This is a genomic window from Microbacterium sp. BH-3-3-3 (assembly GCF_001792815.1).
Lineage (GTDB): Bacteria > Actinomycetota > Actinomycetes > Actinomycetales > Microbacteriaceae > Microbacterium.
This window is the reverse complement of the sequence record NZ_CP017674.1, coordinates 1669770-1696500: the sequence shown is the minus strand read 5'-3', so window position 1 is coordinate 1696500 and position 26731 is coordinate 1669770. Positions and strand designations below refer to the sequence as shown.

Annotated in this window: 20 protein-coding genes; 8 read left to right on the top strand and 12 right to left on the bottom strand. The window is 71.1% G+C overall.

The window, feature by feature from the left end; all coding sequences use genetic code 11:
* The first annotated feature begins 162 nt into the window (after positions 1 to 162).
* The 3 genes from BJP65_RS07820 (at position 163) to BJP65_RS07810 (ending at position 3694) form a co-directional block, all read left to right on the top strand.
* On the top strand, positions 163 to 1350 hold the full coding sequence (locus BJP65_RS07820; RefSeq protein WP_181016019.1) for an alanine--glyoxylate aminotransferase family protein: 1188 nt from the start codon (positions 163 to 165) through the stop codon (positions 1348 to 1350).
* A gap of 76 nt (positions 1351 to 1426) precedes the next feature.
* Positions 1427 to 2710: an allantoate amidohydrolase gene (locus tag BJP65_RS07815; RefSeq protein ID WP_070408749.1), complete on the top strand. Its 1284-nt coding sequence runs from the start codon at positions 1427 to 1429 to the stop codon at positions 2708 to 2710.
* Between the two features lie 126 nt (positions 2711 to 2836).
* Positions 2837 to 3694 carry a PhzF family phenazine biosynthesis protein gene (locus tag BJP65_RS07810; RefSeq protein ID WP_070408748.1) on the top strand — a complete coding sequence of 286 codons (858 nt, stop codon included), beginning with the start codon at positions 2837 to 2839 and terminating at the stop codon, positions 3692 to 3694.
* 228 nt (positions 3695 to 3922) lie between these two features.
* On the opposite strand, the gene BJP65_RS07805 is transcribed toward BJP65_RS07810, so the two are convergent.
* The 3 genes from BJP65_RS07805 to BJP65_RS07795 all read right to left on the bottom strand — a co-directional run bounded on the left by BJP65_RS07805 (position 3923) and on the right by BJP65_RS07795 (position 8385).
* Entirely contained in the window at positions 3923 to 6868 is a 2946-nt protein-coding gene (locus tag BJP65_RS07805; protein WP_070409902.1) for a molybdopterin-dependent oxidoreductase, read from the bottom strand.
* Positions 6869 to 6935: 67 nt separating this feature from the next.
* Positions 6936 to 7769 (bottom strand): FAD binding domain-containing protein, encoded by an 834-nt coding sequence (locus BJP65_RS07800; RefSeq protein ID WP_070408747.1) that lies wholly within the window; start codon positions 7767 to 7769, stop codon positions 6936 to 6938.
* Between the two features lies 1 nt (position 7770).
* Positions 7771 to 8385 (bottom strand): pyridoxal 5'-phosphate synthase, encoded by a 615-nt coding sequence (locus tag BJP65_RS07795; RefSeq protein ID WP_070408746.1) that lies wholly within the window; start codon positions 8383 to 8385, stop codon positions 7771 to 7773.
* A 107-nt stretch (positions 8386 to 8492) separates the two neighbouring features.
* On the opposite strand from BJP65_RS07795, the gene BJP65_RS07790 reads away from it, so the two are divergent.
* The gene (locus BJP65_RS07790; protein ID WP_070408745.1) at positions 8493 to 9515 is read left to right on the top strand and encodes a methylenetetrahydrofolate reductase C-terminal domain-containing protein; all 1023 of its coding nucleotides are present in this window, start codon (positions 8493 to 8495) and stop codon (positions 9513 to 9515) included.
* Between the two features lie 431 nt (positions 9516 to 9946).
* Here the strand turns inward: BJP65_RS07790 and BJP65_RS07785 are convergent, their stop codons facing one another.
* The 4 genes from BJP65_RS07785 to BJP65_RS16795 form a co-directional block, all read right to left on the bottom strand.
* Positions 9947 to 10942, bottom strand: a complete 996-nt coding sequence (locus BJP65_RS07785) for an antibiotic biosynthesis monooxygenase (protein ID WP_083285768.1) — start codon at positions 10940 to 10942, stop codon at positions 9947 to 9949.
* A gap of 2 nt (positions 10943 to 10944) precedes the next feature.
* Positions 10945 to 12438, bottom strand: a complete 1494-nt coding sequence (guaD, locus tag BJP65_RS07780; RefSeq protein WP_219811361.1) for a guanine deaminase — start codon at positions 12436 to 12438, stop codon at positions 10945 to 10947.
* 103 nt (positions 12439 to 12541) lie between these two features.
* Positions 12542 to 13249: an SDR family NAD(P)-dependent oxidoreductase gene (locus BJP65_RS07775; RefSeq protein ID WP_070408744.1), complete on the bottom strand. Its 708-nt coding sequence runs from the start codon at positions 13247 to 13249 to the stop codon at positions 12542 to 12544.
* A gap of 126 nt (positions 13250 to 13375) precedes the next feature.
* Positions 13376 to 13861: a pyridoxamine 5'-phosphate oxidase family protein gene (locus tag BJP65_RS16795; protein ID WP_070408743.1), complete on the bottom strand. Its 486-nt coding sequence runs from the start codon at positions 13859 to 13861 to the stop codon at positions 13376 to 13378.
* Positions 13862 to 14039: 178 nt separating this feature from the next.
* On the opposite strand from BJP65_RS16795, the gene BJP65_RS07765 reads away from it, so the two are divergent.
* Positions 14040 to 15086 (top strand): alpha/beta hydrolase, encoded by a 1047-nt coding sequence (locus BJP65_RS07765; protein ID WP_083285767.1) that lies wholly within the window; start codon positions 14040 to 14042, stop codon positions 15084 to 15086.
* A gap of 186 nt (positions 15087 to 15272) precedes the next feature.
* Complete coding sequence (locus BJP65_RS07760; RefSeq protein ID WP_055935472.1) at positions 15273 to 16649, top strand: amidohydrolase family protein; 1377 nt, start codon at positions 15273 to 15275, stop codon at positions 16647 to 16649.
* Between the two features lie 45 nt (positions 16650 to 16694).
* Here the strand turns inward: BJP65_RS07760 and BJP65_RS07755 are convergent, their stop codons facing one another.
* From BJP65_RS07755 to BJP65_RS07735, 5 genes are all read right to left on the bottom strand, one after another.
* Positions 16695 to 18632, bottom strand: a complete 1938-nt coding sequence (locus BJP65_RS07755; RefSeq protein ID WP_308447296.1) for a beta-L-arabinofuranosidase domain-containing protein — start codon at positions 18630 to 18632, stop codon at positions 16695 to 16697.
* 3 nt (positions 18633 to 18635) lie between these two features.
* Complete coding sequence (locus tag BJP65_RS07750) at positions 18636 to 19454, bottom strand: carbohydrate ABC transporter permease (protein WP_070408741.1); 819 nt, start codon at positions 19452 to 19454, stop codon at positions 18636 to 18638.
* Entirely contained in the window at positions 19451 to 20425 is a 975-nt protein-coding gene (locus BJP65_RS07745; RefSeq protein ID WP_070408740.1) for a carbohydrate ABC transporter permease, read from the bottom strand. Before BJP65_RS07745 ends, BJP65_RS07750 begins: the two co-directional genes overlap by 4 nt.
* A 65-nt stretch (positions 20426 to 20490) precedes the next feature.
* The gene (locus tag BJP65_RS07740; protein WP_070408739.1) at positions 20491 to 21747 is read right to left on the bottom strand and encodes an extracellular solute-binding protein; all 1257 of its coding nucleotides are present in this window, start codon (positions 21745 to 21747) and stop codon (positions 20491 to 20493) included.
* 45 nt (positions 21748 to 21792) lie between these two features.
* On the bottom strand, positions 21793 to 22815 hold the full coding sequence (locus tag BJP65_RS07735) for a LacI family DNA-binding transcriptional regulator (protein WP_070408738.1): 1023 nt from the start codon (positions 22813 to 22815) through the stop codon (positions 21793 to 21795).
* 181 nt (positions 22816 to 22996) lie between these two features.
* Here BJP65_RS07735 and BJP65_RS07730 point away from each other — a divergent pair, with 181 nt between their 5' ends.
* Positions 22997 to 24742, top strand: a complete 1746-nt coding sequence (locus BJP65_RS07730; RefSeq protein WP_070408737.1) for an amylo-alpha-1,6-glucosidase — start codon at positions 22997 to 22999, stop codon at positions 24740 to 24742.
* Between the two features lie 209 nt (positions 24743 to 24951).
* On the top strand, positions 24952 to 26658 hold the full coding sequence (locus BJP65_RS07725) for a CBM35 domain-containing protein (RefSeq protein WP_070408736.1): 1707 nt from the start codon (positions 24952 to 24954) through the stop codon (positions 26656 to 26658).
* Positions 26659 to 26731: the final 73 nt, after the last annotated feature.

Here is a 26731-nt window from a genome sequence, read left to right as displayed (position 1 = left end):
CGGAAACTCAGGAGTTCTGCGCGGCGCGTCCCTCCGCCCCGGCTCCTTCCGCTCCCGTCGCCCCCGTCGCCCCCGTCCCTCCCGCCTCTGCCGCTCCCGCACCATGGAGACCTCGTGAACACCCAGATCCCCGGCCCGATCGACCCGCCCGCGCGTCTGCTGATGGGCCCCGGGCCCATCTCGGCCTACCCCAGCGTGTTGCGCGCGATGGGTGCGCCGCTCGTGGGTCAGTACGACCCCTTCATGACCGCGACCATGACCGAGACGCAGGATCTGTATCGGCAGGTCTGGGGCACCGACAACGACGCCACCGTGCTCATCGACGGCACGAGCCGCGCGGGCATCGAGGCCGCGATGATCTCGCTGATCCGTCCCGGGGACCGGGTGCTGGTGCCCGTGTTCGGGCGCTTCGGCCACCTGCTCGCCGAGATCGCCGAGCGCGCGCTGGCCGAGGTGCACACGATCGAGGTGCCGTGGGGGCAGGTGTTCCCGGTCTCGACGATCCGCGAGGCGATCGAGCGGGTGAAGCCACACCTGGTGGCCTGCGTGCAGGGCGACACCTCGACGACCATGCTGCAGCCCCTCGACGAGATCGGCGAGATCTGCCGCGCCCACGGCGCCCTCTTCTACACCGACGCGACCGCTTCGCTCGGCGGCAACGCCTTCGAGATGGATGCCTGGGGGCTGGATGCCGCCACCGCCGGCCTGCAGAAATGCCTCGGGGGCCCCTCGGGGTCGGCGCCGCTCAGCCTGTCGGATCGCGCGGTCGAGATCGTGCGGTCCCGCGCGCGCGTCGAAGCCGGGATCCGCGAGGAGGGCGATGCCGTGGCCTCCGACTTCATCCGCTCGAACTACTTCGACCTGGCGATGATCCTCGACTACTGGGGCCCGCGGCGCCTCAACCACCACACCGAGGCCACGACCATGCTCTACGGGGCGCGGGAGTGCGCGCGCGTGCTGCTGCTCGAGGGCCGCGACGCCGTGATCGAGCGGCACGCCCTGCACGGTGCCGCGATGCTCGCCGGTGTCGAGGGCCTGGGGCTCACCGTGTTCGGTGACGTGGCCCACAAGATGACCAACGTCGTGGCGGTCGAGATCCCCGATGCCGTCGTCGGCGACGCCGTGCGCAGCGAGCTGCTGAGCGACTTCGGCATCGAGATCGGCACGTCCTTCGGCCCGCTGCACGGGCGCGTCTGGCGCATCGGCACCATGGGCTACAACGCGCGTACCGATGCGGTGCTCACCACCCTCGCCGCCCTCGAGGCGGTGTTGCGTCGACACGGGGCAGCGGTGCCCGCGGGCGGCGGTGTCGAGGCGGCGCAGGGCGTGTACGCGGGGGCGGTGGCGTGAGCCGCGCTCTCGTCCCCGGTGCGGCCGTCGTGCTCGGCCGCGGTCGCCGCGGCCCTCGTTCGCGCGGAGAGCGATCGTGACCGCCGCCACGCGCCTCGCCGTCGATCCCGCGCACATCGACGCGGCCGCCCGGCGCGTCATGGGGCGGTGCGAAGAACTGGCGCGCATCACCGCAACGCCCGGCAGCATCACGCGCGTCTACCTCTCGCCCGAGCACGCTCGCGTCAACCGCCTCGCGGCCGAGTGGATGCGCGAGCTCGGCATGACGACGCGACAGGACGCGGTGGGCAACCAGGTCGGCCGTCTCGCCCCCGCGGGGGCGCCCGACGCCCCGGCGCTGTTGATGGGCTCGCACCTCGACACCGTGCCCGACGCCGGCCGTTTCGACGGCATCGTCGGCGTGCTGATGGCCCTCGAGGTCGTGCGGCTCGTGCGACGCATCGACGACGACGGCGTGGCATCCAGTCCCTTCCCGTTCGCTCTCGAGGTCGTCGCGTTCTCCGACGAGGAGGGCACGCGCTTCGGCAAGGCGCTGCTGGGGTCGTCGGCGGTGGCCGGCCAGTGGGATGCCTCCTGGTGGGAGCTGACCGACGCCGACGGAGTCACCCTGCGCGACGCGTTCCGCGACTTCGGTCTCGACCCCGGCCGTATCGGCGAGGCCGCCCGCGAGCCCGACCACCTCGTCGCCTACCTCGAAGCCCACATCGAGCAGGGACCCGAACTCCACCGCGCCGGGCAGGCGCTCGCCGCGGTGTCGTCGATCGCGTCGGCGCGGCGCTTCCAGCTCGTCGTCGAGGGCGAGGCCCGGCACGCCGGCGGCACGCCCTACGACCTGCGTCGCGACGCGCTGCTCGGCGCGAGCGAAGCCGCCCTGGCGGTCGAGCGCATCTGCCGCGGCGAGCACCACATCGTCGGCACCGTCGGACAGCTCGAGGCGTTCCCCGGCGCGGTGAACGTCGTGCCCGGTGAGGCGCACCTCTCGCTCGACCTGCGCGGTGAGTTCGACACCACCCGCGACGACACGTGGAACGCGATCTCGGCCGAATTGGATGCCATCATGGGCCGCCGCGGCCTGCGGTGGAGCGCCCGCGAGGTGCACAGTGCGCCCGCGGTGTTCTGTGCCCCGCTGCTGCAGGACGTCGTGCGCGCGGGCATCGGCGGCGAGGCCCCCACCCTCTTCAGCCGCGCGGGGCACGACGCCATGGCGATCGGCGCCATCACCGACGTCGGCATGCTGTTCCTGCGCAATCCCGACGGCATCAGCCACCACCCCGACGAGGCGGTCGCGGGCGGCGATGTGGCGGTGGGGATCCGCGCGCTCGCCGAGGCGGTGCTGCACCTGGGCGCGGAGCCCCGCTGAGGCGGTACGGCGATCGGGTGCGCGGCGAACGTCACCCGACGGGCGGCGTCGCCGGAGTGCGGCGACCGATCCACTCACCCTGGATTGGCTGTCAGACGATCGCCGGTCCTGCACGAGAATCGTGGCATGACCGACACCCCCGGCATCCTGCAGTTGCTCGCCTTCGCGGCCGAACCCGGGGGCGGCAACCCCGCGGGTGTCGTCCTGGACGCGACCTCCCTCGACGACGCGCAGATGCAGCGCATCGCGGCTGACCTCGGCCACCCCGAGACGGCGTTCGTGACTGCGCGCGAGGGCGACCGCGTCGCCGTGCGGTACTTCTCGCCCGACGACGAGGTGCCCTTCTGCGGACACGCCACCATCGCGACGGCGGTCGCGCTCGCCGAGATCGAGGGCACCGGCAGCTACGTCTTCGACACCGCTGCGGGCGCGGTCGACGTGGTCACCGAGCGCGACGCCGAGGGCGCCATGGTCGCCGGGTTCACCAGCGTCGAGCCGCGGGTCATCGACCTGGAGCCCGAGGTGGCCGACCGCCTGCTCGGCCTGATGGGCCTGACCCACGCCGACCTGGACGAGCGGATGCCGCTGGCGCAGTCCTTCGCCGGCAACCTGCACCCGGTCGTCGCGGTGACCGCGCGCGAGGTGTTCGACACGTTCACCTTCGATCCCGGTGCGATGCGGGAACTCCTCGACGAACGCGGATGGAAGGGCACCGCCATCGTGGTGCACGTCGCGGGCGGTCTCGCCGACGGCCTCGTCGCCGAGGCCCGCAACCTCTTCCCCGTCGGCGACATCACCGAAGACCCCGCCACGGGCTCCGCCGCCGCCTCGCTGGGGGCGTATCTGCGCGAGCGCGTCGGCGTTCCCGCTCCGTTCGGCTTCACGGTGCGGCAGGGGCGGCACATCGGCCGGCCGAGCGTGCTGGACGTCGACGTCCCGGCATCCGGCGGCATCGTCGTGCGGGGCGGCGCGACGCCGCTCTGACCGCGGGACGCGGCCGCGGCGTCGGCGAGCCGAGGAGCCACGCCTGGAATGGGGCGGCAACGGTGCAGCGGGGCGGGTCAGGGACGCCCCACTGCACAATGCGCGCCCCGAACCCCGCAAGCGCGCGCCACGCTGACTCTGCCCCAACGGCGAGCCCCCGTGTCCCACTTCGTGCAGGTTCCGAGGGCGTGAGTCGCACGAAGTGGGACATGCCGCATCCGGCCCGGCTCAGGCCCCGCCGGCCAACCTCCACACCCGGTCACGCGAGAACGGCAGCTCGTATCCCCGGCGTCCCAGGGCGCGCGAGACCGCGTTGCCGATGGCGGCGCCGACCGGGTTGTAGGGCGATTCGCTCATCGACTTGGCCCCGAACGGCCCCAGGCTGTCGTCGGTCTCGGCGAAGTACACCTCGGTGTCGGGCACGTCGGCGAACTGCGGTACGCGGTATGTGCGGAACACCGGGTTCTGCACGACGCCGTCCTCGAGCAGCACCTCTTCGTACAGGGCGCCGCCCAGGGCCTGAGCGGCGCCGCCCTCGATCTGCCCGCGGCACTGCGCCGGGTTGATGACCACGCCCGCGTCGGCGGTCTGGATCGACTGCAGCACGGCCACCGTGCCCGTCTCGGGGTCGACGGCCACTCGCACGGCGTGCACGTTGAACGCGAGCGAGCGCAGGTCGCCGAACTCCGCGCCGTCGGCCGTGAGGCCCTCGGCGTCGACGTGGTCGGCGGGGGCGGCCGCGATGATCCGCTCCCACGTGACGACTTCGTTCGCGACGCGGATTCCGGATGCCGTGAACTCCACATCGTCGACCGTCTCGGCTGCGGCGGACTCCCCGCCCGCGAGCTCGGCCGCGAGGGCGATCATGCGGCGGCGGAGCGCCGTGCACGCGCCGAAGAGCGCCTTGCCGGCCACGACGGTTCCGGCCGAGGCGAAGGCGCCCGTGTCGTGGCGCACCGCGTCGGTGTCGGCGGCCCACAGCTCGAGACGCTCGGGAGCGGCGTCGAGCACGGTCGCGGCGATCTGCCGGTGCACCGTGGAGGTGCCGTTGCCGAACTCGGCGGTACCGACGCGCAGCAGGTAGGTGCCGTCGGGCCGCAGCGTCGCCGTGGTGTGGGCGATGTGCCCGCGTGGGGCCATCGTGGCGATCATCGCGGCGGCCATGCCCTCGCCGACGACCCAGCCCGCGGGGGCCTCGACGCCGTTGCCGCGACGCAGGGCGTTCTGCGCGAGGTCGAGACACTGGTCGAGGCCGTAACTGCCCCAGATCAGGTCTTCCTCGTACTTCTCGTCGTCATCGGGGTGCAGCGGGTCGCCCTCCTTCACCGCGTTGATACGGCGCAGGTCGAACGGGTCGATGTCGAGCCGCTCCGCGAGCGCGTCGAGCGCCGACTCGACGGCGAAGACCACCTGCCCGAGGCCGTACCCGCGGAACGCCCCCGACGGCGGGTTGTTCGTGTACACGGCCTCGGCGTCGATCCACTTCACCGGGACGCGGTACAGCGTCGTCGACTCGGCGCACGAGTGGAACAGCACGCCGATCGCGTGGTTGCCGTACGCGCCGGTGTCGCTCAGCACGTCGAGCTTCATCGCGGTGAGTGTGCCCCCGGCATCCGCCCCCAAGCTCACGCGTACGCGCATCGGATGCCGGAGGGACGCCCGCACGAACTGGTCGGTGCGCGAGAACTCGTACGCGACGGGCCGACCGAGTCTCAGCACGGCGAGGGCCGTGAGGTCTTCGGTGAACAGCTCCTGCTTCCCGCCGAAGCCGCCGCCGACACGCGTGGCGTAGACGCGCACGCGGTGCGGCTCGAGGCCGAAGATGTGCACGAGTTCGTTGCGGGCGAGGAACGGTACCTGGGTCGACGAGCGCACGACGAGGCGCCCCTCGTCGTCGAGCCATCCGACCGAGCCGTGCGTCTCGAGCGCGGCGTGCGTGACCCGCGACGAGCTCCACTCGCCGGTCACGGTCGTGTGGCTCGCGGCGAGGGCGGCGTCGATGTCGCCGCCGTGCCCGGTGTGGAAGCCCGCGACGACGTTGCGTTCGGCCGCCATCACGCGCTCCGCGGGCGTGCGGTCGGGGTGCAGCAGCGGGGCGCCGGGGCTCCGCGCCTCGTCGGGGTCGAAGACGGCGGGCAAGACGTCGTAGTCGATGCGGACGGCCCGGCACCCGGCATCCGCCGCTTCCGCCGTCTCTGCGACGACCGCGACGACGCGCTGGCCGACGTGGCGCACGACGTCGTCGAGCATGCGGGTGTCGTCGGGGTCATCGGTGCGGTGCTCGTGGCGTCCGGTGGAGTAGCGCACCTCGGGGACGTCGGCGTGGGTGAACACGGCGACGACGCCGGGCACGGCGAGGGCGGCGGCGGTGTCGATGGAACGCACGCGCGCGTGGGCGTGGGGCGAGGTGACGACGCGCAGGATCAGCGGCGGGCCGCCCGGCACGGGCTCGTCGAACGTGAAGGGTTCGCGGCCCTGCACGATCCGCCGCGCCGCTTCGGGGACGACCGAGGTGCCGATGCGTCCCGCTGCCGCGGCGTCGACCCCCGGCTCGGCATGGGCGGCACCCGGCGAGGTCGCGCCGTGTCCCGCGCACGATCCGGCACCGGTCGCCGGGGCGCACGACTCCTGCACATGCGGCTGCGCCAGCGATCCCGGCACGGTCGGCGACGGTACAGCCGGAGTCGTGCACGTCGACCGCGGCGCACGCGTCTCGGCGACCCCACCCGTCTCGCGCACGGGACCCAGCACCGACGCCCGGATCGCTTCGCGGATCGGACGGTACCCCGTGCACCGGCACAGGTTGCCCTTCATCCGGCGGTCGAGGTCGGGGAGGTCGTCGGGGGTGAGCGTGGATGCCGTGACACTCATCCCCGGAGTGCAGAACCCGCACTGGAACCCGAAGCCGGCGGCCAGGGCCTCCTGCACCGGGTGGAGCTCGTCGCCGGGGGCGAGCCCCGCCGCCGTCGTGATCGACCGGCCCTCCAACCGCACGGCCGGCACGATGCACGAGTGCGTGGGCGCACCGTCGAGCAGCACCGAACAGGCGCCGCAGTCACCCGCGTCGCAGCCCTTCTTCACCTCGACGTGGCCCGTCTCACGCAGCAGCGTGCGCGCGCTCTGCCCCGGGCGGGGGTCGGCCTCGACCGTCGCCCCGTTGACTTCGAATCTCACGCGCGGCCCCTCCGTCGAGCGATCGAAACCGTGACGGTCGCGCGACGCGCGGGCAACGCCCGGGCCCTCACGCGGCACCCGCCTGCAGATCCCGCGACAACGCCGTCCGCAGGCGCTCGGCGAGCACGACGCTGACCCCGCGCCGCCAGTCGGCGCTGCCGAGCGGGTCGGTGTAGAAATCGGGGGCGGAGGCCACGGCATCCCGCAGCTCTCCGGCGCCGGGCAGGCGGCCGAAGCGCAGCACGCGCGGTCGACGCACCGCGGCGGTCACGACGAACACGGTCGCCCCGTCGGGGTCGACGCGGGCCGTGACGACGGCGCCCGAGCGCCCGAGCTCGGCCAGGGCGATCTTCTGCAGCCCGACCCGCGAGCGCAGCGCGTGCGCGGGAACGTCGAGGGCGCGCACGACCTCGCCCGGCCTGAGCGAGGTGGCGGCGTTGTCGATGACGAGATCGGCCACGGCGATCACGCGTTCGCCGCCGTCGGGCGTCCACACCAGGGCCGTGGCATCCAGGGTCGAGAGGAAGGCGATCATGGCCCCCGCCGCGAACGCCTGGCACACGTTGCCGCCGACGGTCGCGGTGTTCCAGATCTTGAACGAGGCGAGAAGCGCGTCGGCGGACGGACGGGCGAGGGCGAGCGAGGTCCAGTCGAGCGGCGCTTCGTGCTCGGCCCACGCGAGCAAGCGCGCGATCGTGCAGGTCGCGCCGATGCGCAGGCCCTCGGCGGTGATCTCGAGGTCGGGCCAGTCGAGGGTGGTGAGGTCCACGAAGCCGGTGGTGTCGGGCTGCGGCTCACTCATGATCCAGGTGCCGCCCGCGATGACGGCCTCGCCGGGGGCGAGGGCGAGGTCGGCGCGCGTGCGGGCGGGGCGGTACGAGGTGACGGTGGTGATGTCCATGTCAGCCCGCCAAAATCCGGCCCGACCAGCGGCCGTCGTCGAGCGTGTAGTGCTGCCGGGTGCTCTGGCCGAGGGGATCGCCGCGCCAGAACGTGAGGGTGAGGGGACGCAGGCGGAATCCCACCCAGCGCGCCGGCGGCTCGAGCTGGGGGTGCGCCTCGTCGAACTCGGCCCACAGATGCCGGCGGGCGTCCGCGGGGAGGTGGGCGTTCTCGCGCGTGTTCACCCAGGCCAGCAGCTGCAGGTACCGCGAGCGCTGGGCGTACACCGTGGCGGCCTCGGCGGGCGTCACGCGCTCGACGATCCCGCGCACGACGAGCTGTCGACCGAGCTCGGGCCACGCGACCGCCATCGCGGCGACGGGGTTCGCGCCGATCTCGGCGACCTTCGCGCTGGCGGCGTCGGTGTGGAACGTCAGCCCCGCGGCATCCCGGTCGCTGATGAGCACGTGCCGCAGCGACGGGAGGCCGTCGAGGCCGAGGGTCGAGAGGGCGGCGAGTGGACGCAGCTCGCTGTCGTGGGGAGGAAGCCACTGCACCATCAACGCGAGCGGATCCTCGACGAGCGCGTCGGTGTCGTCGACGTCGAAACCGAACGTGGTGCCGGCCGTGATCATGGGTCCTCCGGGAGGCTGCGGGTATCGCCGAGCGTAGGCATCGCGCATTTCGGCGATGTTGCCGCCATGAACATTCGTGGAAACACGCGCTCCGTACACTCCCCGCCATGACCTCGCTGCCCCTCATCGACGCGTGTCCCAAGCGCATGGAGTACGGCCCGTGCGGCGGTGTCGGCTTCGACGGTTCGTGCGAGATCGACGCGGATCACCGCTGCGCGTTCCTGCACCGCCCGACCGTCCCCTGGACCGGCATCGACCGATCGACGGTGCCCGCTCCCGCCCCACGCACCGCCGGAGCCCTCGCGACGCTGGACGCTCTCGGCACGCGGCCGTGGGTCGTGGCCGATCTTCCCGCGCGGGCGTTGAGCGTGGCATCCATCGACGCGTGCGCCGCCGTGCTCGCCGGAGAAGTGGATGCCGTCCTCGCCGGCGACGCGGGGAGCGCCCGCGTGCAGTTCCCACCCGCATACCGCGCGTCGCTGGTGCAGCGCCGGGGGCTGCGCGTCTGGACCGGGCTGAACATGCGCGACCGCAACCGCGTCGCGATCGAGGGGGAGCTGGCGGCGCTGGCCGTCGAAGGGGTGGCCGGGGTGCACTGCGTCACCGGCGACCACACCGAGACCGGGCATCGACCCGATGCCGCGCCCGTGTTCGACCTCGACTCGACCGAGGCGACGGCCCTCGCGCGTGCCGCCGGGCACGTGGTGTCGGTCGCCGCGTCTCCGGCCGCGCCGCCCGTCGAGCGCCGGGCCGCCCGGCTGCGCGAGAAGCTCCGGGCGGGTGCCGACGTGTGCTTCGTGAACCACGCCGGTGGCGCGGCGCCCGTGCGCCGGTTCATCGCCGAGGTCGCCGCCGAGGCCATGTACATCCCGTGTGTGCCGGTGGTGGTCGATCACGCGTCCGCCGCCCTGCTGGAGTCGTTCACCACGCTCGTGCTGCCCGAGGACTTCCTCTCACGGGTGCGAGACGCCCACGACCCGCGGGCCGAGGGCATCGCCCTGGCCGTGGCGCTCGCCGAGGAGATGCTGGCGCTCCCCGGCGTCGTGGGGGTCAACCTCTCGGGCGGTCGCGAGGGTGCCGAGGAGTCGTTCGCCGAGGCGATGGCCGAGGTGGCCCGGCGGCTGCGCTGACGCGTTCGTTCGCGCGGCGGCACGTCGCCGCCGCGCCGCGCCGCGGGCGACACCTCGCCGCCGAGCGCGCTTCGTCGCCGCCCCGCTCCCGGGCGACACATCTCTGTTGAGTGTCCAGAACACGCCGCGCCGACGCGCAGCGATGCGGCGTGTTTCGGACACTCAACGCCTGGGGGCGGGGGCCGCGGCGCCGACGCGCGGTCCGGGGGCACTTCGTCGTCGAGCGTGCCGGCGCGGCCGCGTCGCCGTGCCGAGCGCCGCGCCGCGGGGGACACCTCTCTGTTGAGTGTCCAGGACACGCCGCGCCGACGCGCAGCGATGCGGCGTGTTTCGGACACTCAACAGGGGGGAGACGCGGGGGAGACGCAGGGGAGGCGCGGGGCGGCGCGGGGGAGGCGCGGGGGAGGCGCGGGGGAGGCGCGGGGGAGGGACTACGCCGCGAGCGACAGCAACCAGGCGTAGAGCGCCATCGATGCGCCGTAGACGACGATCAGGATTCCGAACCCGAGGAGTTGCGCGCGCCAGCCCGGCTTCGGCTTCAGCCACCAGGCGAACATCTTGAACACCCGGGGCATCACGAACCAGCCGAGCAGTTGCGTGCTGACGAAGTTGCCGACGAACAGCGACAGCCAGAACGGGATGGCGTGGGGTCCGTCGAAGAGCGGGGTGCTGACGAAGTAGCCCCACCCGAACACGATCGGATACAGCGCCGCCAGCACGAGCAGGTTGTTCTTCATGACCGACTCGCGCGCGGTCTCGCCCTTGGGCGTCCAGAAGTCGAAGCCGAAGCTCGACGTGGCGACAGCGAGGTCGGCGTTGAACCGTTCGCCCTCGCGGAGCAGACGTTTCCGCTCGGGCGAGTCGATCCAGACCGCGAGATTCTCGGCCGAGTCGAACGTGAGGATGACGACCCACTCGTCTTGGACGCCCGGCACGGGTCGCTGAATGCGGTGCGCTCGAAAGCCCCGGAACTGCGCCTCGGTGTCGGAGATGCGTTTCTGCCACGCCAGGTAGTCCTGCTCGAGTGCCGCGGGAACGGTGGACGAGATGAGCACCGAGACCTCGTCGCCGTGCGTCGGGTCCTCCCGGAACAGCGTCACTTCCTCGTCGAGCACCTGCACGTCGGCGATCTGGGCGTAGAGCGAACGCCGAGCGGGGCCGTCGAGCCAGGCGCGCGCCGAGGCGGCATCGGTGAAGCGCTGCACGAGCGTCCAGTCGCCTCGCGCGTCGGTCGGCGTGATCACGGTGCTGCCGAGGTACCCGGGCGTGCCCGTGAGGGACCGACCCGACTGCTCGACCCATCCCTCGAAGGCTTCGACGTCGTCGGCCGCGACCTTCCGGTGGGTCACGAGAGTGACGGCGGTGTCGGCGGCGCCCGACACCTCCCCGGTGACCGGTCGGCCGTCGGTGACGGCGAGGCGCTCCACCCCTAGCTCTTCTTGTAGCGGCGGATGCCGGAGACCCAGGTCTCGTCGACGTTGCGGTCGTCGCCGACCATCATCACCGCGAACAGTGCGTGCGCGGCCTGTTCCATCGTGGTCGGGCCCTCGTCGCCGAAGAACAGAGACTGGTGCCACGGCATCGCGGACGGACCGGCGTTCCAGTCGAGCGCCACGAAGTCCGCGGACTTCCCGACTTCGAAGTTGCCGACCTGGTCGTCGATGTACAGACCCTCGGCGCCGCCGAGGGTGACCGACCAGAACGCGCGGTAGGGCGAGAGCTTGCTGCGCTCGGCCGCGGCCAGATCCTGGGTGATGCGGTTCGTCGTGCCGTCGAGCAACGTGTTGCCCAGCATCCCGACCTTGTAGGCCTCGTCGAGCACCTGGATCATGCTGAACCGGTTTCCGCCACCCATGTCGGTGCCGAACGACATCTTGACGCGCTTGTCGGGATCGGTCGCTTTCGCCAGGCGGAAGATACCGCTGCCGAGGAAAAGGTTCGAGCACGGGCAGAAAACCACCGCGCCGCCGCTGTCGGAAAGACGCCCGAATTCGTTATCGGAAAGCCAGACCGCGTGCCCTCCCGAGAATTTCGGGCCGACCAGATCGTATTTCTCATAGACGCCGAGATAGTCCGTGCAGTCCGGGTGCGCCAGAAGAAGGTTGGAGATCTCCAAGGGGTTCTCCGAGATGTGGGTGTTCACCCAGAGGTCGGGGTGCTCCTGCTTCAGCCGCTGGCATGCCTTCAGCAGGTCCTTGCTCGCGCCGAGGGCGAACCGCGGGGTGATCGCATAGCGGTTACGGCCCACGCCGTGGTACTTGGCGATCATCGCCTTGCTGTCGTCGTAGAACTCCTCGGGCGTGCTCGTCGAGTCCTCCGGTGCGAACTGATCGATACCGGTGACGCCGCTGATCACCAGCATGTCGCGCCGGGCGGCGGCCTCGAAGAACTCCTCGACCGCGACGGTGGAGGTCGTCGTGAAGGCCTGCACCGTCGTCGTCCCGCCCGCGAGCATGTTGTCGAGGAAGCGATCCGATCCGGCGCGCGCGTACTCGCGGTCGCTGTAGCGCGCCTCCTCGGGGAAGACGGTGTCGAGCAGCCACGGCAGGAGCTGCTGCCCGAAGGCACCGAGCGCCCGCGTCTGCGGAACGTGCACGTGGCCGTCGATGAAACCGGGCGTGATGATGCGCCCGCTGATCTCGGTGATGTCGAGACCGGGGTACTGGGACGAGATGTCGTCGAAAGGTCCGAAGGCGACGATCAGGCCGTCGTCGACCACGAGCAGGCCGTCACGGAGGAATCGCGCCGATTCCTCTTCTCTGCCCACGTGCTTCCACGGGTCGTCGATGAAATCGAAAAACGTGCCGCGGATTCCAGAACTGACGATGATCGCGCCTTTCAGAGAGGGCTGTTCAACGTCCGCGCCTCGGCATCTATACCGTCGGCGGGTCTTTATCGGACGACTGACGACATAGTGGCACAAAACAGTTTTGGTCCGAGGAAATTATCTGCGAACAGTCCGAGGCGGGTTATTCGGAGCCGGAAGGCCCTTTCCCATGCCCGCCTGATCGGCGTACCCGCGCGGCTCAGTGCATGACCATTCCGCCGGTGACGTTGATGGCCTGTCCCGTCAGGTAGCTGCCGGACGGCGACGCGAGGAAGTGCGTCACTCCCGCGACGTCCTCCGGAATGCCGAGTCGTCCCAACGGAGACTTCGCGCTCCACGCGGCGACGTCGGCCTCGGAGCGGGTGTCGGCGCCCATGTCGGTGAGCACGTATCCCGGGCACACGGCGTTGACGGTGACGCCGTGGCATCCCCATTCCTGCGCTCCGGCACGGGTGAGGGCCACGACCGCGGCCTTCGACGCCGCGTAGTGCCCCTCGCCGCCACCGCCCTGCTTGGCCGCCATGCTGGCGATGTTCACGATCGCGCCGCTGCGTGCCTCGAGCATCGTCGGCGCGACCGCCTGCATGGTCACGAGGGTCGCGCGGGCGTTGATGTCGAGCACGCGATCCCAGTCGTCGACGGTGATGTCGAGCAGCGACGCGTGCTGGAAGACTCCCGCGCAGTTGACCAGCACGTCGACGCCGCCGAGGGCTGCGACCGCTTCCCCCACCGCACGCCGGGTGTCGAGCGGATCGCGCAGATCGACGGCGAAGAAGCCGGATGCCGCGCCCTCGGCCGGGGCGCGCCGATCGAGCACGACGACCGCGGCGCCGTCGACGGCGAACCGGGCGACGATGGCGGCACCGATGCCGCCGGAGCCGCCGGTGACGATGACGCGGTAGGGCATGGCACTCCTTCTGGCGAGGTTCGGGTCGCCCTCGGGCGTCACCGTACGCGGAGCGTCGCACGCCGTGACGTCGGGGCTGTTTCGGCGGCGTAACGCTCTCGCCGACCCGCGTCGGCGGTCGTCATCTCACGTGAGCCGTGCCCAGACCGCCGCCGCGTCGACCTCCAGCCGCGCGTCGGTTCCGCGCGTGCGCCACGCATCGCGGTCGAAGACGAACACGCGCTCCACCTCGAGCACGTACAGGCGCTTGTCGGGTACCGCCAGCACCGCGGCGGCGTCCTCGTCGGTTCCGGCATCCCTCGGCAACCGCTCGGCCAGCACGGCGCTGATCGCCGAGGCGTCGGCATCCACCTCGCTCGCTCGGAACGACAGTTGCACACCGTCGGCGTCGGTGATCGCGGCCGACGAGTCGTACACGACCCCGGATGCCACCCCCGACGCCGAGATCGCGCGGGCGTGCCGCGAGGCGCGGCCGGATTCCACGTACATGCCGCGCGCGAGCAGACGGTACTGCGCGGCGGCGGTCCACGGCCCGTCGGCATCGGCCGTGCCGATCACGACGTAGCGCTGCGCGGCGAGGATCGAGGCGGCGCGCTCTTCGGGCACGGTCATGTCGCCATCGTGCGCGTGGCGCGCGACGTCGGTGTTTCGGCCCCGTAACGCTCTGGCGAACCCGCCCTCGCCGCGCGATCGCGCCCCGTACTCTCGCTCTCGCCCGCATCCCCTCTCGTGAGTGTCCAGGACACGCCGGATCCCGCCGCACCGGCGCGGCGTGTCCTGGACACTCGACATGCCTGGAGACCCCGTGACCGACACCGTGCACCCGGCCATCACCGACCCCGACGTGCGCGCACACCTGGCCCGCCTCGCCGCGAGCGCGGGCACGATCCCCTCGGGAGCGACCGATGCCGACGGCGACGACGCCGCGCGCATCGCCGAGTTGCGCGCCAACCCGTCGTGGGTGCGCCTGCCCGACGACGACGTCGTAGAGTCGATCGACACGGATGCCGACGGCCTCGCGCTCCGCCTCTACCGACCCCGCACCGGCCACCGGGGCACCCTCGTCTTCGCTCACGGCGGCGGCTGGGTCGCCGGCAACCTCGACAACAACGACGCCCTCTGCCGCGCACTCGCCGCGGCGACGGGCACCCAGGTGCTGAGCGTGGACTACCGACTGGCGCCCGAGCACCCTTTCCCGGCCGGTCTCGACGACCTCGACCGCGCCCTGCGCTTCGCCGCCGAAGGAGCGGACGGTCTGGTCGACCCCGACCTTCTCGGCGTCGCCGGGCACAGCGCCGGGGGCAACCTCGCCGCGGCTCTGGCGCTGCGTTCGCGTGAGGGCCGGGCTCCCGGCATCCGGTGCCAGGTGCTGCTGTGCCCCGTGCTCGACGCGCCCGATCCCGACCGCCCGAGCTATCGCGCGCACACCGAGAACCTGCCGCTGACCTCGCGCGGCATGCAGTGGTACTGGGGACTGTACGTGCAGGATGCCCCGGCCCCGGCCCCGGCCCCGGCCCCGACGCCGCAGCCCGGCCCGGCGGCAGTGGTGCCCGGGGTCGTCGCCGCGAAGACCTCACCCGAGGTGCCCGTCGAGGCCGCGCCGCTGCGCGCCCCCGACCTCACCGGCTCGGCGCCGGCGGTGATCGTCGCGGCGGGCGTCGACCCGCTGTCCGACGAGGCGGAGGAGTACGCGGGTGGGCTCTCGGCATCCGGAGTCCCCGTGGAGTTCCTCCGCCGCGAGGGAGTGCCGCACCTCTTCCTGGTGTTCCCGTCGACGCCCGCGCGCGACGAGGTGCTCGCCGCCATCGCCCCCGCCGTGCACCGCGCCTTCGCCTGACGCGCGTCCCTCTCGCCCCCCCGGCCGCCCTTCCCGGCGTTGAGTGTCCACAAAACGCCGCACGAGCTCGCCCCCACACGGCATGTCCTGGACACTCGACGGGGCCGCGCGGCTCCGCGCGGCGCGCACACAACCCGCTACCCGCTCGGAACACCGCGGAAACACGCCATTGTTACCGTCATCAACATGTCGCTTCTGGTCATCAACGCACGGCTCATCACGGTTCCCGCGGGCACCGACGACCCCGGTTACATCGAGCGGGGCTTCCTGCTCGTCACCGACGGCCGCATCGCGGCGATCGGCGCTGGCGACCCCGATCCGGGCGTCACCGCCGACGAGATCCTCGACGTCGACGGCAAGTTCGTCGCTCCCGGGTTCGTCTCGTCGCACAGCCACCTCTTCACGAGCGGCTCGCGCGGACTCGGCGTCGACCAGACGCTCTACGGCTGGTGCACCTCGATGTTCAGCGTGCTGAACAACGCCTCACCCGACCAGATCTACTGGGCGACGCTGCACGGCTCGCTCGACTTCCTCGCGAACGGCGTCACCACGGCGTACAACTTCACCGACCCGCTCCTGCCCTGGGAGCCGATGGTCGAGGGCAAGCGCAGCGACGGGGGCGGACAGCTCCGTGACCAGTCCTGGCACACGCGACAGGCCGATGGATGCCACGACGCCGGCCTCCGCTTCGTCGACTCGATCGCGTTGGATGCCACCGTCGGCACCGACGACGAGATCTTCGCGCGCTTCGAGGCGTCGCTGGACCACGTTCTCGCGATGGACCCCGACCTCGCCCTCGGCGCCTCGATCATGGGCCAGGTGCAGTGGTCGACGCGGCCCGACGCCGCCGAGATCGAGGTCGCGGTCATGGACCGCTTCGGCGTCACCAACCAGGCGCACTTCCTCGAGACCTACGAGGCGATCGAGCACCAGCAGACCAAGTTCCAGCTCTACAAGAACGCCGGTGCTCTTCGCCCGGGCATGATGTTCGGCCACTTCATCCAGACCACGCCCGAGATCATCCAGGATGCCGCGGCCGGCGGCGCGAGCATGTCGTGGCAGCCGGCATCCAATGGGCGTCTGGCGTCGGGCATCGCGCACGTGCCCGAGATGCTCGATCTCGGCATGAAGGTCGGCATGGGTCTCGACGACCAGGCCTGCACCGACGTCGCCGACCCCTGGCAGAACATGCGCATGGGGATGTTCATGCAGCGCGCCCGCACCCACGACCCGCTGTCGATGATGCCCGAGCGCGTGCTGCGCCTGCACACCCTCGGGGGAGCCGAGATCATGGGCGTCGACGACCGCGTCGGCAGCCTCGAGGTGGGCAAGTTCGCCGACTTCGTCGTGGTCGACCCGCGCACCCCCGACATCGGACCGCTCTGGAACCCCGTGCGCAGCTACGTGCTCGCCTGCGGGCTGCGCAACCTGCAGCAGGTCTACGTCGGCGGAAAGCTCGTCAACGACCGCGGCGTCTCGACCAACCCGCTCGCCGCCGAGGCATCCCGCGTGCTGCACGAGGAGCTGCCCGCGCTGGCCGACGAGTACGGCGTCATCCTCTGACGCCGTTCCCGTCGGCCGGCCGAACGTGCGGATCGGTGTCGCGCGTCAGTGCGCGTCGCCGGGGGGAGGCGCCAGCGGGACGAAGACCCGCATCCGCGAGGGTCCGCGCTGCGCCCAGCGGTGGTACGGAACGAGCGTCACCGTCGCCGAGCGCGTGACGATCCCGGCATCCGGCTGACCTCCGAAGGGCAGAGGGTCGCCGGAGGGTGTCTGCTCGACGATCACCGCCGACGCGCGGGCGCCGTCGGCTTCCGCCTCCGGTGCGCGCGGCACGAGGCGCACGCTCTCCAAAGCGACGCCGTGCGGCAGATCGACCGACTCCAGGCAGAGCACGAGCGGCCCCCGCTGGACCGCCGCGGTGCCTCGGACACCGTCGATGCGTCCATCGGGGAAGACCAGTCGCGGCGATCGCGGCAGGGTCAGCGTCACGACGGCGCCGGGCGAGACGTCGACGATGTCGTACCAGCCGGGGGCGGCCGGGCGAGCCGGGGCGTCCCCGATCGCGACGGACGCTGCATCGGCCCACGAGGGGATGCGCAGGCGCAGCCGGGCCCCCTCGGCGGGCACGTCGTCAATGCTGATCCGCACGCGATCCTCATCGGGGTAGCGGGTCTCGAGACGCAGACGCCACCCTCCCGCGTGCAGCTCTCCCGCGGCGTACTGCAGCAGCACGATCCCGTCGTCGTCGAGGGCGACCGTGTACGCCGCGAGCGACGCGAGCGTCCGGGCGACGTTGGTGGGGCAGCACGACACCTCGAACCACGGTGCCCGCACCCCGCCCTCGGCCCGCGGGTTGACCCCGTCGGCGGCGGGCTCGCCGGCCTCGCGCTGGTGCAGCGGGTTGGCGTAGAAGAACGCGCGGCCGTCCGGGCTGGGCGAGGTCGCCACGACGTTGAAGAGCGTGCGCTCGATCAGGTCGGGGTAGCGCACATCGCCGGTGTGGAGGAAGAGGCGCCACGCGAACATGATCGAGGCGACTCCCGCGCACGTCTCGCAATAGGCGCGGTCGGCGGGGAGTTCCCAGTCGTCGCCGAACCCCTCGTCCTGGTGGCGCGACCCCATCCCTCCGGTGAGGTAGGTGCGCCGGGCCACGGTGTTCTCCCACTGCCGCTCCAGAGCCGCCAGCAGGTCGGTGTCGCCGGTGTCCACGGCGATGTCCACCGCGCCCGCCGACAGGTAGAGAGCGCGCACGGCGTGCCCTCTGAGCACCGAGGCGTCGCGGACGGGGACGTCGTCCTGGAAGTACTCGGCCGACTGCAGGGGAGGAACGGGCAGGGTGCCGTGTCCCCGGCGCGCCAGGAACACGCGCGCCTGCTCGAGGTAGCGACGCTCGCCGAACGCGCGCCCCGCTTCGGCGAGCGCCACCTCGATCTCGGCGTGTCCGCACACGCCGTCGCGTGCGTCCGCGCCGAACTCGCGACAGATGTGGTCGGCGGCGCGTCGCGCCACCTCGACGAGGGCGTCGTCGGGATGACCGGCGCGCGCTCGGGCGACCGCCGCCTGCAGGAGGTGGCCCATGTTGTAGAGCTCGTGCCCCATGGACAGGTCGCTGTAGCGCGGTGCCTGCCCGCGGTGGCCGAAGGCCGTACCGAGGTATCCGTCGGCATCCTGAGCGTGCGCGACCCGGTCCACGAGGGCCGAGAACGTGACCTCGAGCGCCTCGTCGGGCTGTCGACCGAGTTCCCACGCCATCGCTTCGAGCAGCTTGTAGACCTCGGAGTCCGAGAACACCCATCCGGTGCGCTCCTCGAGCGCCTCGCTCCGGGCGACGCGGTCGAAGTTGGCCAGCCATCCCAGTCGTTCCATCCACTCAAGGCAGTGGGCGAGGGTCGCGGCGGCATTGACCGCTTGCCGGCGTCCCCAGAAGCCGTCGGCATCCATGCGGAGGGCTCCGACGTCGACACCCCGCAGGCGGGAGGTGGCCGGCACGACGGGGACCGCCTGTACTCGTGGTCGGGTGGTGAGGGGATTGTGCAGAACCACGGTTCAGTCCTTCACGGCGCCGGCGGTCACGCCCGCGGCCACGTAACGCTGGGCGACGACGAGCAGGATCGCCGCCGGAATGGATGCCACCGCGGCGGTCGCCATGATGGCGTTCCACTGCGTGGTGTTGTTGCCGATGTAGGCGTAGATGCCGAGCGTGATCGGCTTGAACGCGGAGTTGCGGGCCAGGGTGGAGGCGAAGATGAAGTCCGACCACGCCCACAGGAACGAGAACAGGGCGACGGTCAACACCGAGTTGCGGCTTAGGGGCAGCACGACCGACACGAACGTGCGCCACGATCCGGCGCCGTCGATGCGTGCGGCCTGCAGCAGCTCCCGGGGGAGGCCGCCCATGAACGCGGTGAACAGCAGCACCCCGAAGGGCACCGCCACGGTGGAGTCGGCGAGGATGAGCCCGGGCACGCTGTTGAGCAGTCCGGCGCGTGCGTAGATGGCGTAGAAGCCCATCGCCATCACGACCGCGGGGATCATCTGCGCGACCAGGAGCACGAAGTTCAGGGTGCGGCCCCCGCGCAGGTTGAGCAGGGCGAGGGCGTACGCCGCGGGGGCGGCGATGACGACGGTCACGACGACGCACCCGAGGCCGATCACCAGGCTCGTCCCGAGGTTGGGGAGCTGCTGGCTGAGGACCGCGGTGTAGCCCTCGATGGTCGGGTCGAAGGGGAACACCTGGGGCGGGCTGTCGCGCAGGTTGCTCGTCTTCGTGAACGAGACGTTCAGCATCCAGTAGACGGGGAAGAGCATCAGGGCGGTGAAGATCAGGCCGAGGCCCGTCTTCCACCACGAACGGCGGGCGGTCATGAGTTCTCCTGGCGACGCTGGGCCCGCAGGTACACGAGGCCGAAGACGAGGGCGATGACGATGAGGACGTTGCCGACCGCGGCAGCGGGCGACAGGTCGGGCTGGCCGGTGCCGAAAGCCTCCCGGTACGACCAGATGGCGAGGGTCGTGGTCGCGTCGGCGGGGCCGCCCCGGGTCATGATCCAGATGATGTCGACCACCTTGAGGGTGTAGACGAGGCCCAGCAGGAGCGTGATCGCCGACACCGGGCGCAGAAGCGGGAAGGTGATGCTCCAGAACTGCCGCCACGGGCCCGCGCCGTCGAGCGAGGCGGCCTCGTAGAGGTCGGTCGGGATGTTCTGCAGCCCGGAGTAGAGGATGACGAGGTTGAAGGGGATGCCGAGCCAGATGTTCGCGATGACCACTGCCGTCATGGCGGTGTCGGGCGACGTCAGCCAGTTGATCTGACCGATCCCGAACGCCCCGAGGACGGAGTTGATGATGCCGTTGTCGCTGTTCAGCATCCACGACCAGGTGGATCCCGAGACGATCAGGGGCAGGAGCCACGGAACGAGGAAGAGCCCGCGCAGAAGACCGCTCAGGGGGAAGTGGGAGCGGAAGAAGACGGCGAGCCCCAGCCCGATCGCGTACTGGAAGACGAGCGACACCACGACGAAGATCGCGGTGTTGGCGAGAGCGGGCCCGAACGTGGGCGAGGAGATGACGGCGATGTAGTTGTCCAGGCCGACGAAGGCGGCATCGCCTTGCACGAAGGCCCGCACGGTGTAGTCGTGGATGCTGAGGTCGATGCTGCGCACGAGCGGCCACAGGTAGAACACGACGAGGTAGATCACGAGCGGGGCGGCGAACGCCGCCGCTACCCAGGGGGATCCCTCGAGACGGGCGCGACGACGACGCCCGGCGGCGGGCACGGTCACCGCGACGGTGTCGTCAGACGCGCGGGGGTGCTCGCGCAGGGTCGGGAACGACATGGAATGCCTCTTTCGACGGGGGTGTCCGGGGGACGTCGCCGTCCCCCGGACACCGATGGGTGCCGTTATTTGCCGGTCGCCGACTGCGCCGCGGACTGGGCGGCGTCGAGGGCCTGCTGGGGCGTCTGCGCACCCGAGAGGACGTTCTGCACGGCGGTCCACAGCTGCTCGGAGATGAGCGGGTAGTCGGTGCCGAGGTTGTCGCTCGTGCGGCCCTTCGCCGCCTGCACCGCGGAGACCCACGTCTCGAGGTCGGGGTTCTCGGCCAGGAGGTCCTTCTGGCCCTCTGCGGTGGGCGGGATGTAGTACGCGAAGGTGTTGGCGGTGTCGACGAAGCCCTCGGGCGTCGTCATGCACTCGATGATCTTGCGCGTGGTCTCGTAGCGCGCGGTGTCCTTCTGCACCGGAGCGACGATGAACTCGCCGCCGGTGGGAGCGGGAGCGGCGCCGCCGTCCTTGGCGGGCAGCTCGATGACGCCGCTCGCGAAGGGGGCCTTCGCGGCGCTGTCGACCTGCCAGGTGCCGTTCTCGGCGAAGGCGAAGTCACCGGTGAGGAACTCCTCCCACACCGTGTTCTGCGAGTTGGTGATGACCGAGTTGGGGGCGTAGCCCTTGTCGAGCCAGTCCTTCCACAGGGTCACCGCCTCCACGGCTTCGGGCGATGAGAGGTCGGTGAGGTCGGCGCCTGCGCCCCAGAACCACGGCAGGAACTGGAACGAGCCCTCTTCGGTGTTGATGCCCGAGAAGGTGATGCCCTTCTTGCCCGCGGCCGACACCTTCGCCAGGGCGGCGTCGAGGGCATCCCAGTCCGTGATGGAGGCCGGGTCGACTCCGGCTGCCGAGAGGACGTCGGCGTTGTAGTACAGCGCGAGGGTGTTGGCGCCGATGGGGATGCCGTACGTCTTGCCGTCGAGGACGCCGGCGGCCAGCAGGTTCTCGTCGATGGCGGAGGTGTCGAGACCGAGGTCGTCGGTGGTCGAGAGCATTCCGGTGTCGGCGAGAGTGGACACCGCGGGGTTGTCGATGAGGATGACGTCGGGCGACGTGCCGTCCTGGGCCGAGAGCAGCGCCTGGTTGGTGAGGGCGGTGGTGTCGTAGGCGGTCCGCTGGATGGTGACGCCGGCCTGCGTGCCGCAGTCCTGGACGCGCTTCGCCCAGTCCGAGTCCTCGGCGTGCTGCGGGTACGGATCCCACCAGGTGTAGGTGCCGCTCGCGGCGTCGCCACCGGTGCCGGCGGTGCCGCCGGAACATCCGGCGAGAGCGCCGACGGCGATGCCGGCCGTGGCGACGGCTGCGGCGATGCGCAGGACCTTGGGGTTCATTGTTCCTCCTCGAACATGCTCGGGTGAGCGCTGTGTGTTCCCGTCTCAGCGACGGGGTGGGGGTGCGGCGATGCTGCCGCGGTCATCGATGACGGGCGCGATCAGTTCGACGACGGTGGGGTTCGCGTCGGCGTCGGAACGCAGGCGCGAGACCAGTTGTTCGACGGCGCGTCGACCGAGCAGGTCGGCGGCGCTGTCGATGGCGCTGAAGGGGAGCGAGAACGTGCGGGCGAACTCGTCGGAGTAGCGGCCGATGACCGAGATGTCGGCGGGCGACGACAGGCCGCGCGCGGCGAGCACCGACGGCAGCGCCGCCGCTGCCGCCTCGTTGTTCAACAGCAGGCCGGTGGCGTGCGGGTACTGCTCCAGCACGGCGTGCAGATCGTGTCCGATCCGGGGCTGGTGCGACGATCCGAAGACGTGGTTCAGCCGGATGCCGTGCTCCTCGGCCCGCGCGCGGGCGCCGTCGGCCAGGCGCCAGACATAGGCGCCGCCGCGCTCGACCACGTGCTCGGGCTGCGACACGAGCGTCACCTCGCGGTGCCCCGCCTCGTGCAGTCGGTCCACCATCAGTCGACCGGCCGCGACGAAATCGAGGTCGAACGTGTCGATACCGGTGGCGTCGCCGGGGAGTCCGACGAGCGCGCCGGGTTGGTGGGCCGAGCGGAGCGGGTCGAGTCGTTCGTCGAACTCCGCCACGTTCAGCAGCACGAACCCGTCGACCATGCGCGACGCCGCGATTCGCGTCAGCGCTCCCACCCCGTCGCTCTCGGTGACGAGCAGGGTGTCGAAGCCGAACTCGCGGGCCCGGTCCGTGATGCCCAGGATGTACTGCAGCATGGCGGGCGCGAACTCGTCGTCGAAGAACTGCCCCAGCAGGGCGAGAACGTTGGTGCGCGAGGTCGCCAGCGCCCGGGCGCCCGCGTTCGGGGTGTACCCCAGCTCGCGCACGGCCCGTTCGACGTTCTCGCGCACGGCCGGCGAGATCGTGCGCTTGCCCGACAGGGCGTACGAGGCCGTGCTGCGAGAGACGCCGGCGGCTCGCGCCACATCGCCGATGTTGACCATGTCGCCGTCCTTTCTGTCGCCGGGTCTCTTGTGCCCGGCGGGATGAATCGGTGGTAGTACCGAGTGTCCCCGTTGGGCAACGAATTCAACGTATCGAACTGGTTCGATTCGAACCGGTTCGAAAGTACAATGGCGACATCCGTTTGGCAAGCAGCAATCCTCACGAACCGAAAGTTCCTCGATGACGAGTCCGATTCCCTCCTTCCCTCTGCGGCACGTCCCGTTCAGTCGCCGCGGCTCTTGGCTCGACCTGTCGCCGGTGGTGGCCGCGCACCGCACGGTCGACGACGTCCACCTCGTGTCTCACCGCACCGGGATGCACGCGGTGCTGTCGCTCGTGCCTGCAGTCGCGTCGGGCGCGGTCGATGAGCCGTGGGACGTGGCGGCCGACGCGGCCACCGTGCGCTGGACGACGGGGGCGACGGCGGTCCGCGCCGTCTTCGCTTCGACCGACACGCTCCGCCTCCGCGGCGACGCCGGGTCGAGCCTGCGTCTGGCGGAGGTCGCCGCCGAGCTGACCCCGTTCACGGGCATCTACCTGTTCCAGGATCCGCGTGACGGCAGCGCCGTCTTCACGTCGTACGAGACGGGGTGCCGATACCGCGTCACCGCGCTCGAGGGCCGCCTGCGGATCGAGGGCGCCGAGAGTCTGGGGGCCGCCACGCGCGCTGTCACCGTCACCGGGGGCGATGACGCCGGTCCCTGGGAGATCGCGATCGAGGAGTTCGAGAGTTCGCGCCCGCCCTTCGCGGCATCCTCCGCGTTCGAGGACTGCGTCGCCGAGGTCACCGAGGAGTTCGCGGCCTTCGCCGCGCGCGTCGCCCCCTGGGCCGCGCGCGACGACGTGGCGCAGGGGGCCCGGGATGCGTCGCTGCGCGCGGCGTACGTGCTGTGGTCGGCGACCGTCTCACCGGCGGGATTCCTCCGCCGCGAGGCGGTGCTGATGTCGAAGCACTGGATGGACAAGGTGTGGAGCTGGGATCACTGCTTCAACGCGATCGCCCTGGCACCCGGTGAGCCCGGGCTGGCCCTCGATCAGTTCCTCGCGCCGTTCGACCACCAGGATGCGACGGGAGCGCTGCCCGACTCGATCGCCCACTCCGAACGCCTGTACAACTTCGTCAAGCCGCCCATCCACGGGTGGGCGCTCGCTCGGCTGCGCGCCGAGGGTCTCGCGCTCTCCGACGACGTGCGCGTCGACATCTACGACAGGCTCTCGCGATGGACGCGGTTCTGGCTCGATGAGCGGCGCGTCCCCGGGCGGGCTCTCTCCCACTACCAGCACGGCAATGACAGCGGGTGGGACAACGCCACCGTCTTCGACCGCACGCGCCTGGTCGAGTCCCCCGAGCTCGCGGTCTTCCTGCTGCTGCAGTTCGACGAGCTCGCTCGCCTGGCGGGTGAGACGGGCCACGATCCCGCCCCGTGGCTCGCCGAGGCTGCGCGGATGACCGAGGCGTTGTCGGAGCTCTGGCGCGGCGACGGGTATGCCGCGCGGGGGGTCGCCGACGGCGATGACGTCGAACGCACGAGCCTGTTGCCGGTGCTCGCCGTCCTCGCCGGCGACCGGCTCCCGCCCGGGGTGCCCGAGGTGCTCGCCCGCACCGCGAAGACGTTCCTCACCGAGTGGGGTCCGGCCACCGAGCGCCCCGACAGCGATCGATACGAGGACGACGGCTACTGGCGAGGCCCCATCTGGGCGCCGTCGACCATGCTGCTCGAGGACGGACTTCGTCGCGCGGGCGAAACCGCGCTCGCCGACGACATCAGCGAACGCTTCCGGCGGTTGTGCGAACGCCACGGCTTCGCCGAGAACTTCGACGCGCGCACCGGCCAGGGTCTTCGAGATCGGGCGTACACCTGGACCGCGGCGGTCTATCTGACCCTCGTGCGCGACGCCGTGCGCCGTGGTGATGCCGCGCTGTGATGTGCTCGGGATCCCGGCAGACGCCGTCGTGACCGGGGTCGAAGGTGATCTGTTGACCGCTGCGTAGGACCCGACGTACTCTTGTCGAACCGGTTCACTGTCGAACCGGTTCGATAACGGAGAAACGGGACCATGACCCCGACCGCGACGCACGCCGCGCGACGGGGACGAGTCACCGCCCCCTCCGGTCACAATGCAGAGGAGCACTTGTGAAAACGAAAGCCACGCTGCCCGGGATCGCCCTGGTCGGTGCCCTGACCGCCGCACTTCTCGTGCCCGGCCCGGCCGCCCAGGCCGTCGGACACACACTCGTCGTCGACGCCGGCGCCGTGCTGCGTCCCGTCACCCACGTCGCGGCGGGCGGTCTCTACGGGATCGCCGATGCGACCACTCCGTCGACGGCGATCCTGCAGCCGCTGAGCCTGCGCCAGCACACCCAGCCCCCGCCCGGGGTGCAGCAACTCGGAAACGGGGCGTCCACCCCGACGGGCGACGCGCTCAAGGTCGCGTCGACGGTCATCGGGACCGGAGGTCAGCAGTACATCCGCATGCCGGACGTGTACCCCGACTTCCCGTACAAGTGGCTCGGGTGGGACGACTGGCTGCAGAAGGTGAACAAGATGGTCGACGACCGTCTCGCCGCCACCTCCACGACCAACATCAACGGGTGGGAGATCTGGAACGAGCCCGACGGCACCTGGGACACGCAGAAGGCCGGCCCCTACAACGACGGGTGGACCCGCACCTATCGGGCGATCCGGGCGAAGGACACGGTGACGCCCATCATCGGTCCGGGAACGACCATCTACAACCCGACCTTCATGCGCTCCTTCCTCGAGAACGCCAAGGCCACCAACACGGTGCCCGACGTCATCGTCTGGCACGAGCTGTCGCAGGGGTGGCGCGACATCGATGAGCACGTGGCCGACTACCGCGCCCTCGAGCGCAGCCTGGGCATCTCACCGCGTCCGATCTCGATCAACGAGTACGCCTGGCCCGACCAGGTCGACGTTCCCAGCGCCGCGCTGCACTACATCGCGCAGTTCGAGCGCACCGGGGTGAACGACGCCGAGCGGGCGTACTGGTTCGAATCCGGGACCATGAACGGCCTGCTGCACAACGGCCAGCCGACGGCGTCGTACTGGATGTACAAGTGGTACGGCGAGATGGCCGGGAACATGCTGCCCGTGACGGCGGACGCCGACCTCGACGGCATCGCCTCGCTCGACAGCACGCGCAAGATCGCGAACGTCGTGTTCGGGGGCGACTACGGCGACAACACCGTGCGGGTGGACCGCCTGTCGGGGTTCGGCAATTCGGTCAAGGTGGTGCTCACGACCACTCCCGCCTCGGGACGTGACGTGAACGTGGCCGCGCCGACGACCCTCTCCACGCAGACGCTGCCCGTGGTCAACGGATCCGTCACCATCCCCCTCGCCGGCATGGACGCCCGTCAGAGCTACCAGGCGCTCATCACCCCGGTGAACGGCCCGACCACGTCGTACCAGCAGGTGTACGAGGCCGAGAACGCGACGGTCGTCAACGCGCAGCGCCGCACCTCGTCTTCCGCGTCGAACGGCGGATACGTCGGCGGTATCGACGGAACGGCCGACATGCGGTCGCAGAGCTTCGTCGACTTCACGGTGAACGTGCCGTCGGCGGGCGCGTACACCCTCGGCATCCGCTACGCGAACGGGACCGGCGCCACCGCGACCCAGGGACTGGCGTACAACGGCGGAGCGTGGTCCACGGTCTCGTACCCGGCGACCGGAGCATGGGGACAGTTCGGCGGGTCCGTTTCGACGACGGTCACTCTGAAGGCCGGGTTCAACGTGATCCGCTTGGCGAAGGGATCGCCCGGGTTCTCGGGCGGGGTGGGCTTCGCGGAGCTCGACTCGATCTCCGTGACCCGCTGAGCACCTCTCACCGCGTCACCGCGACGGCGGCCGTGCCCGATCGGGCCGGCCGCCGTCGTCGGTCGCGGTGGCC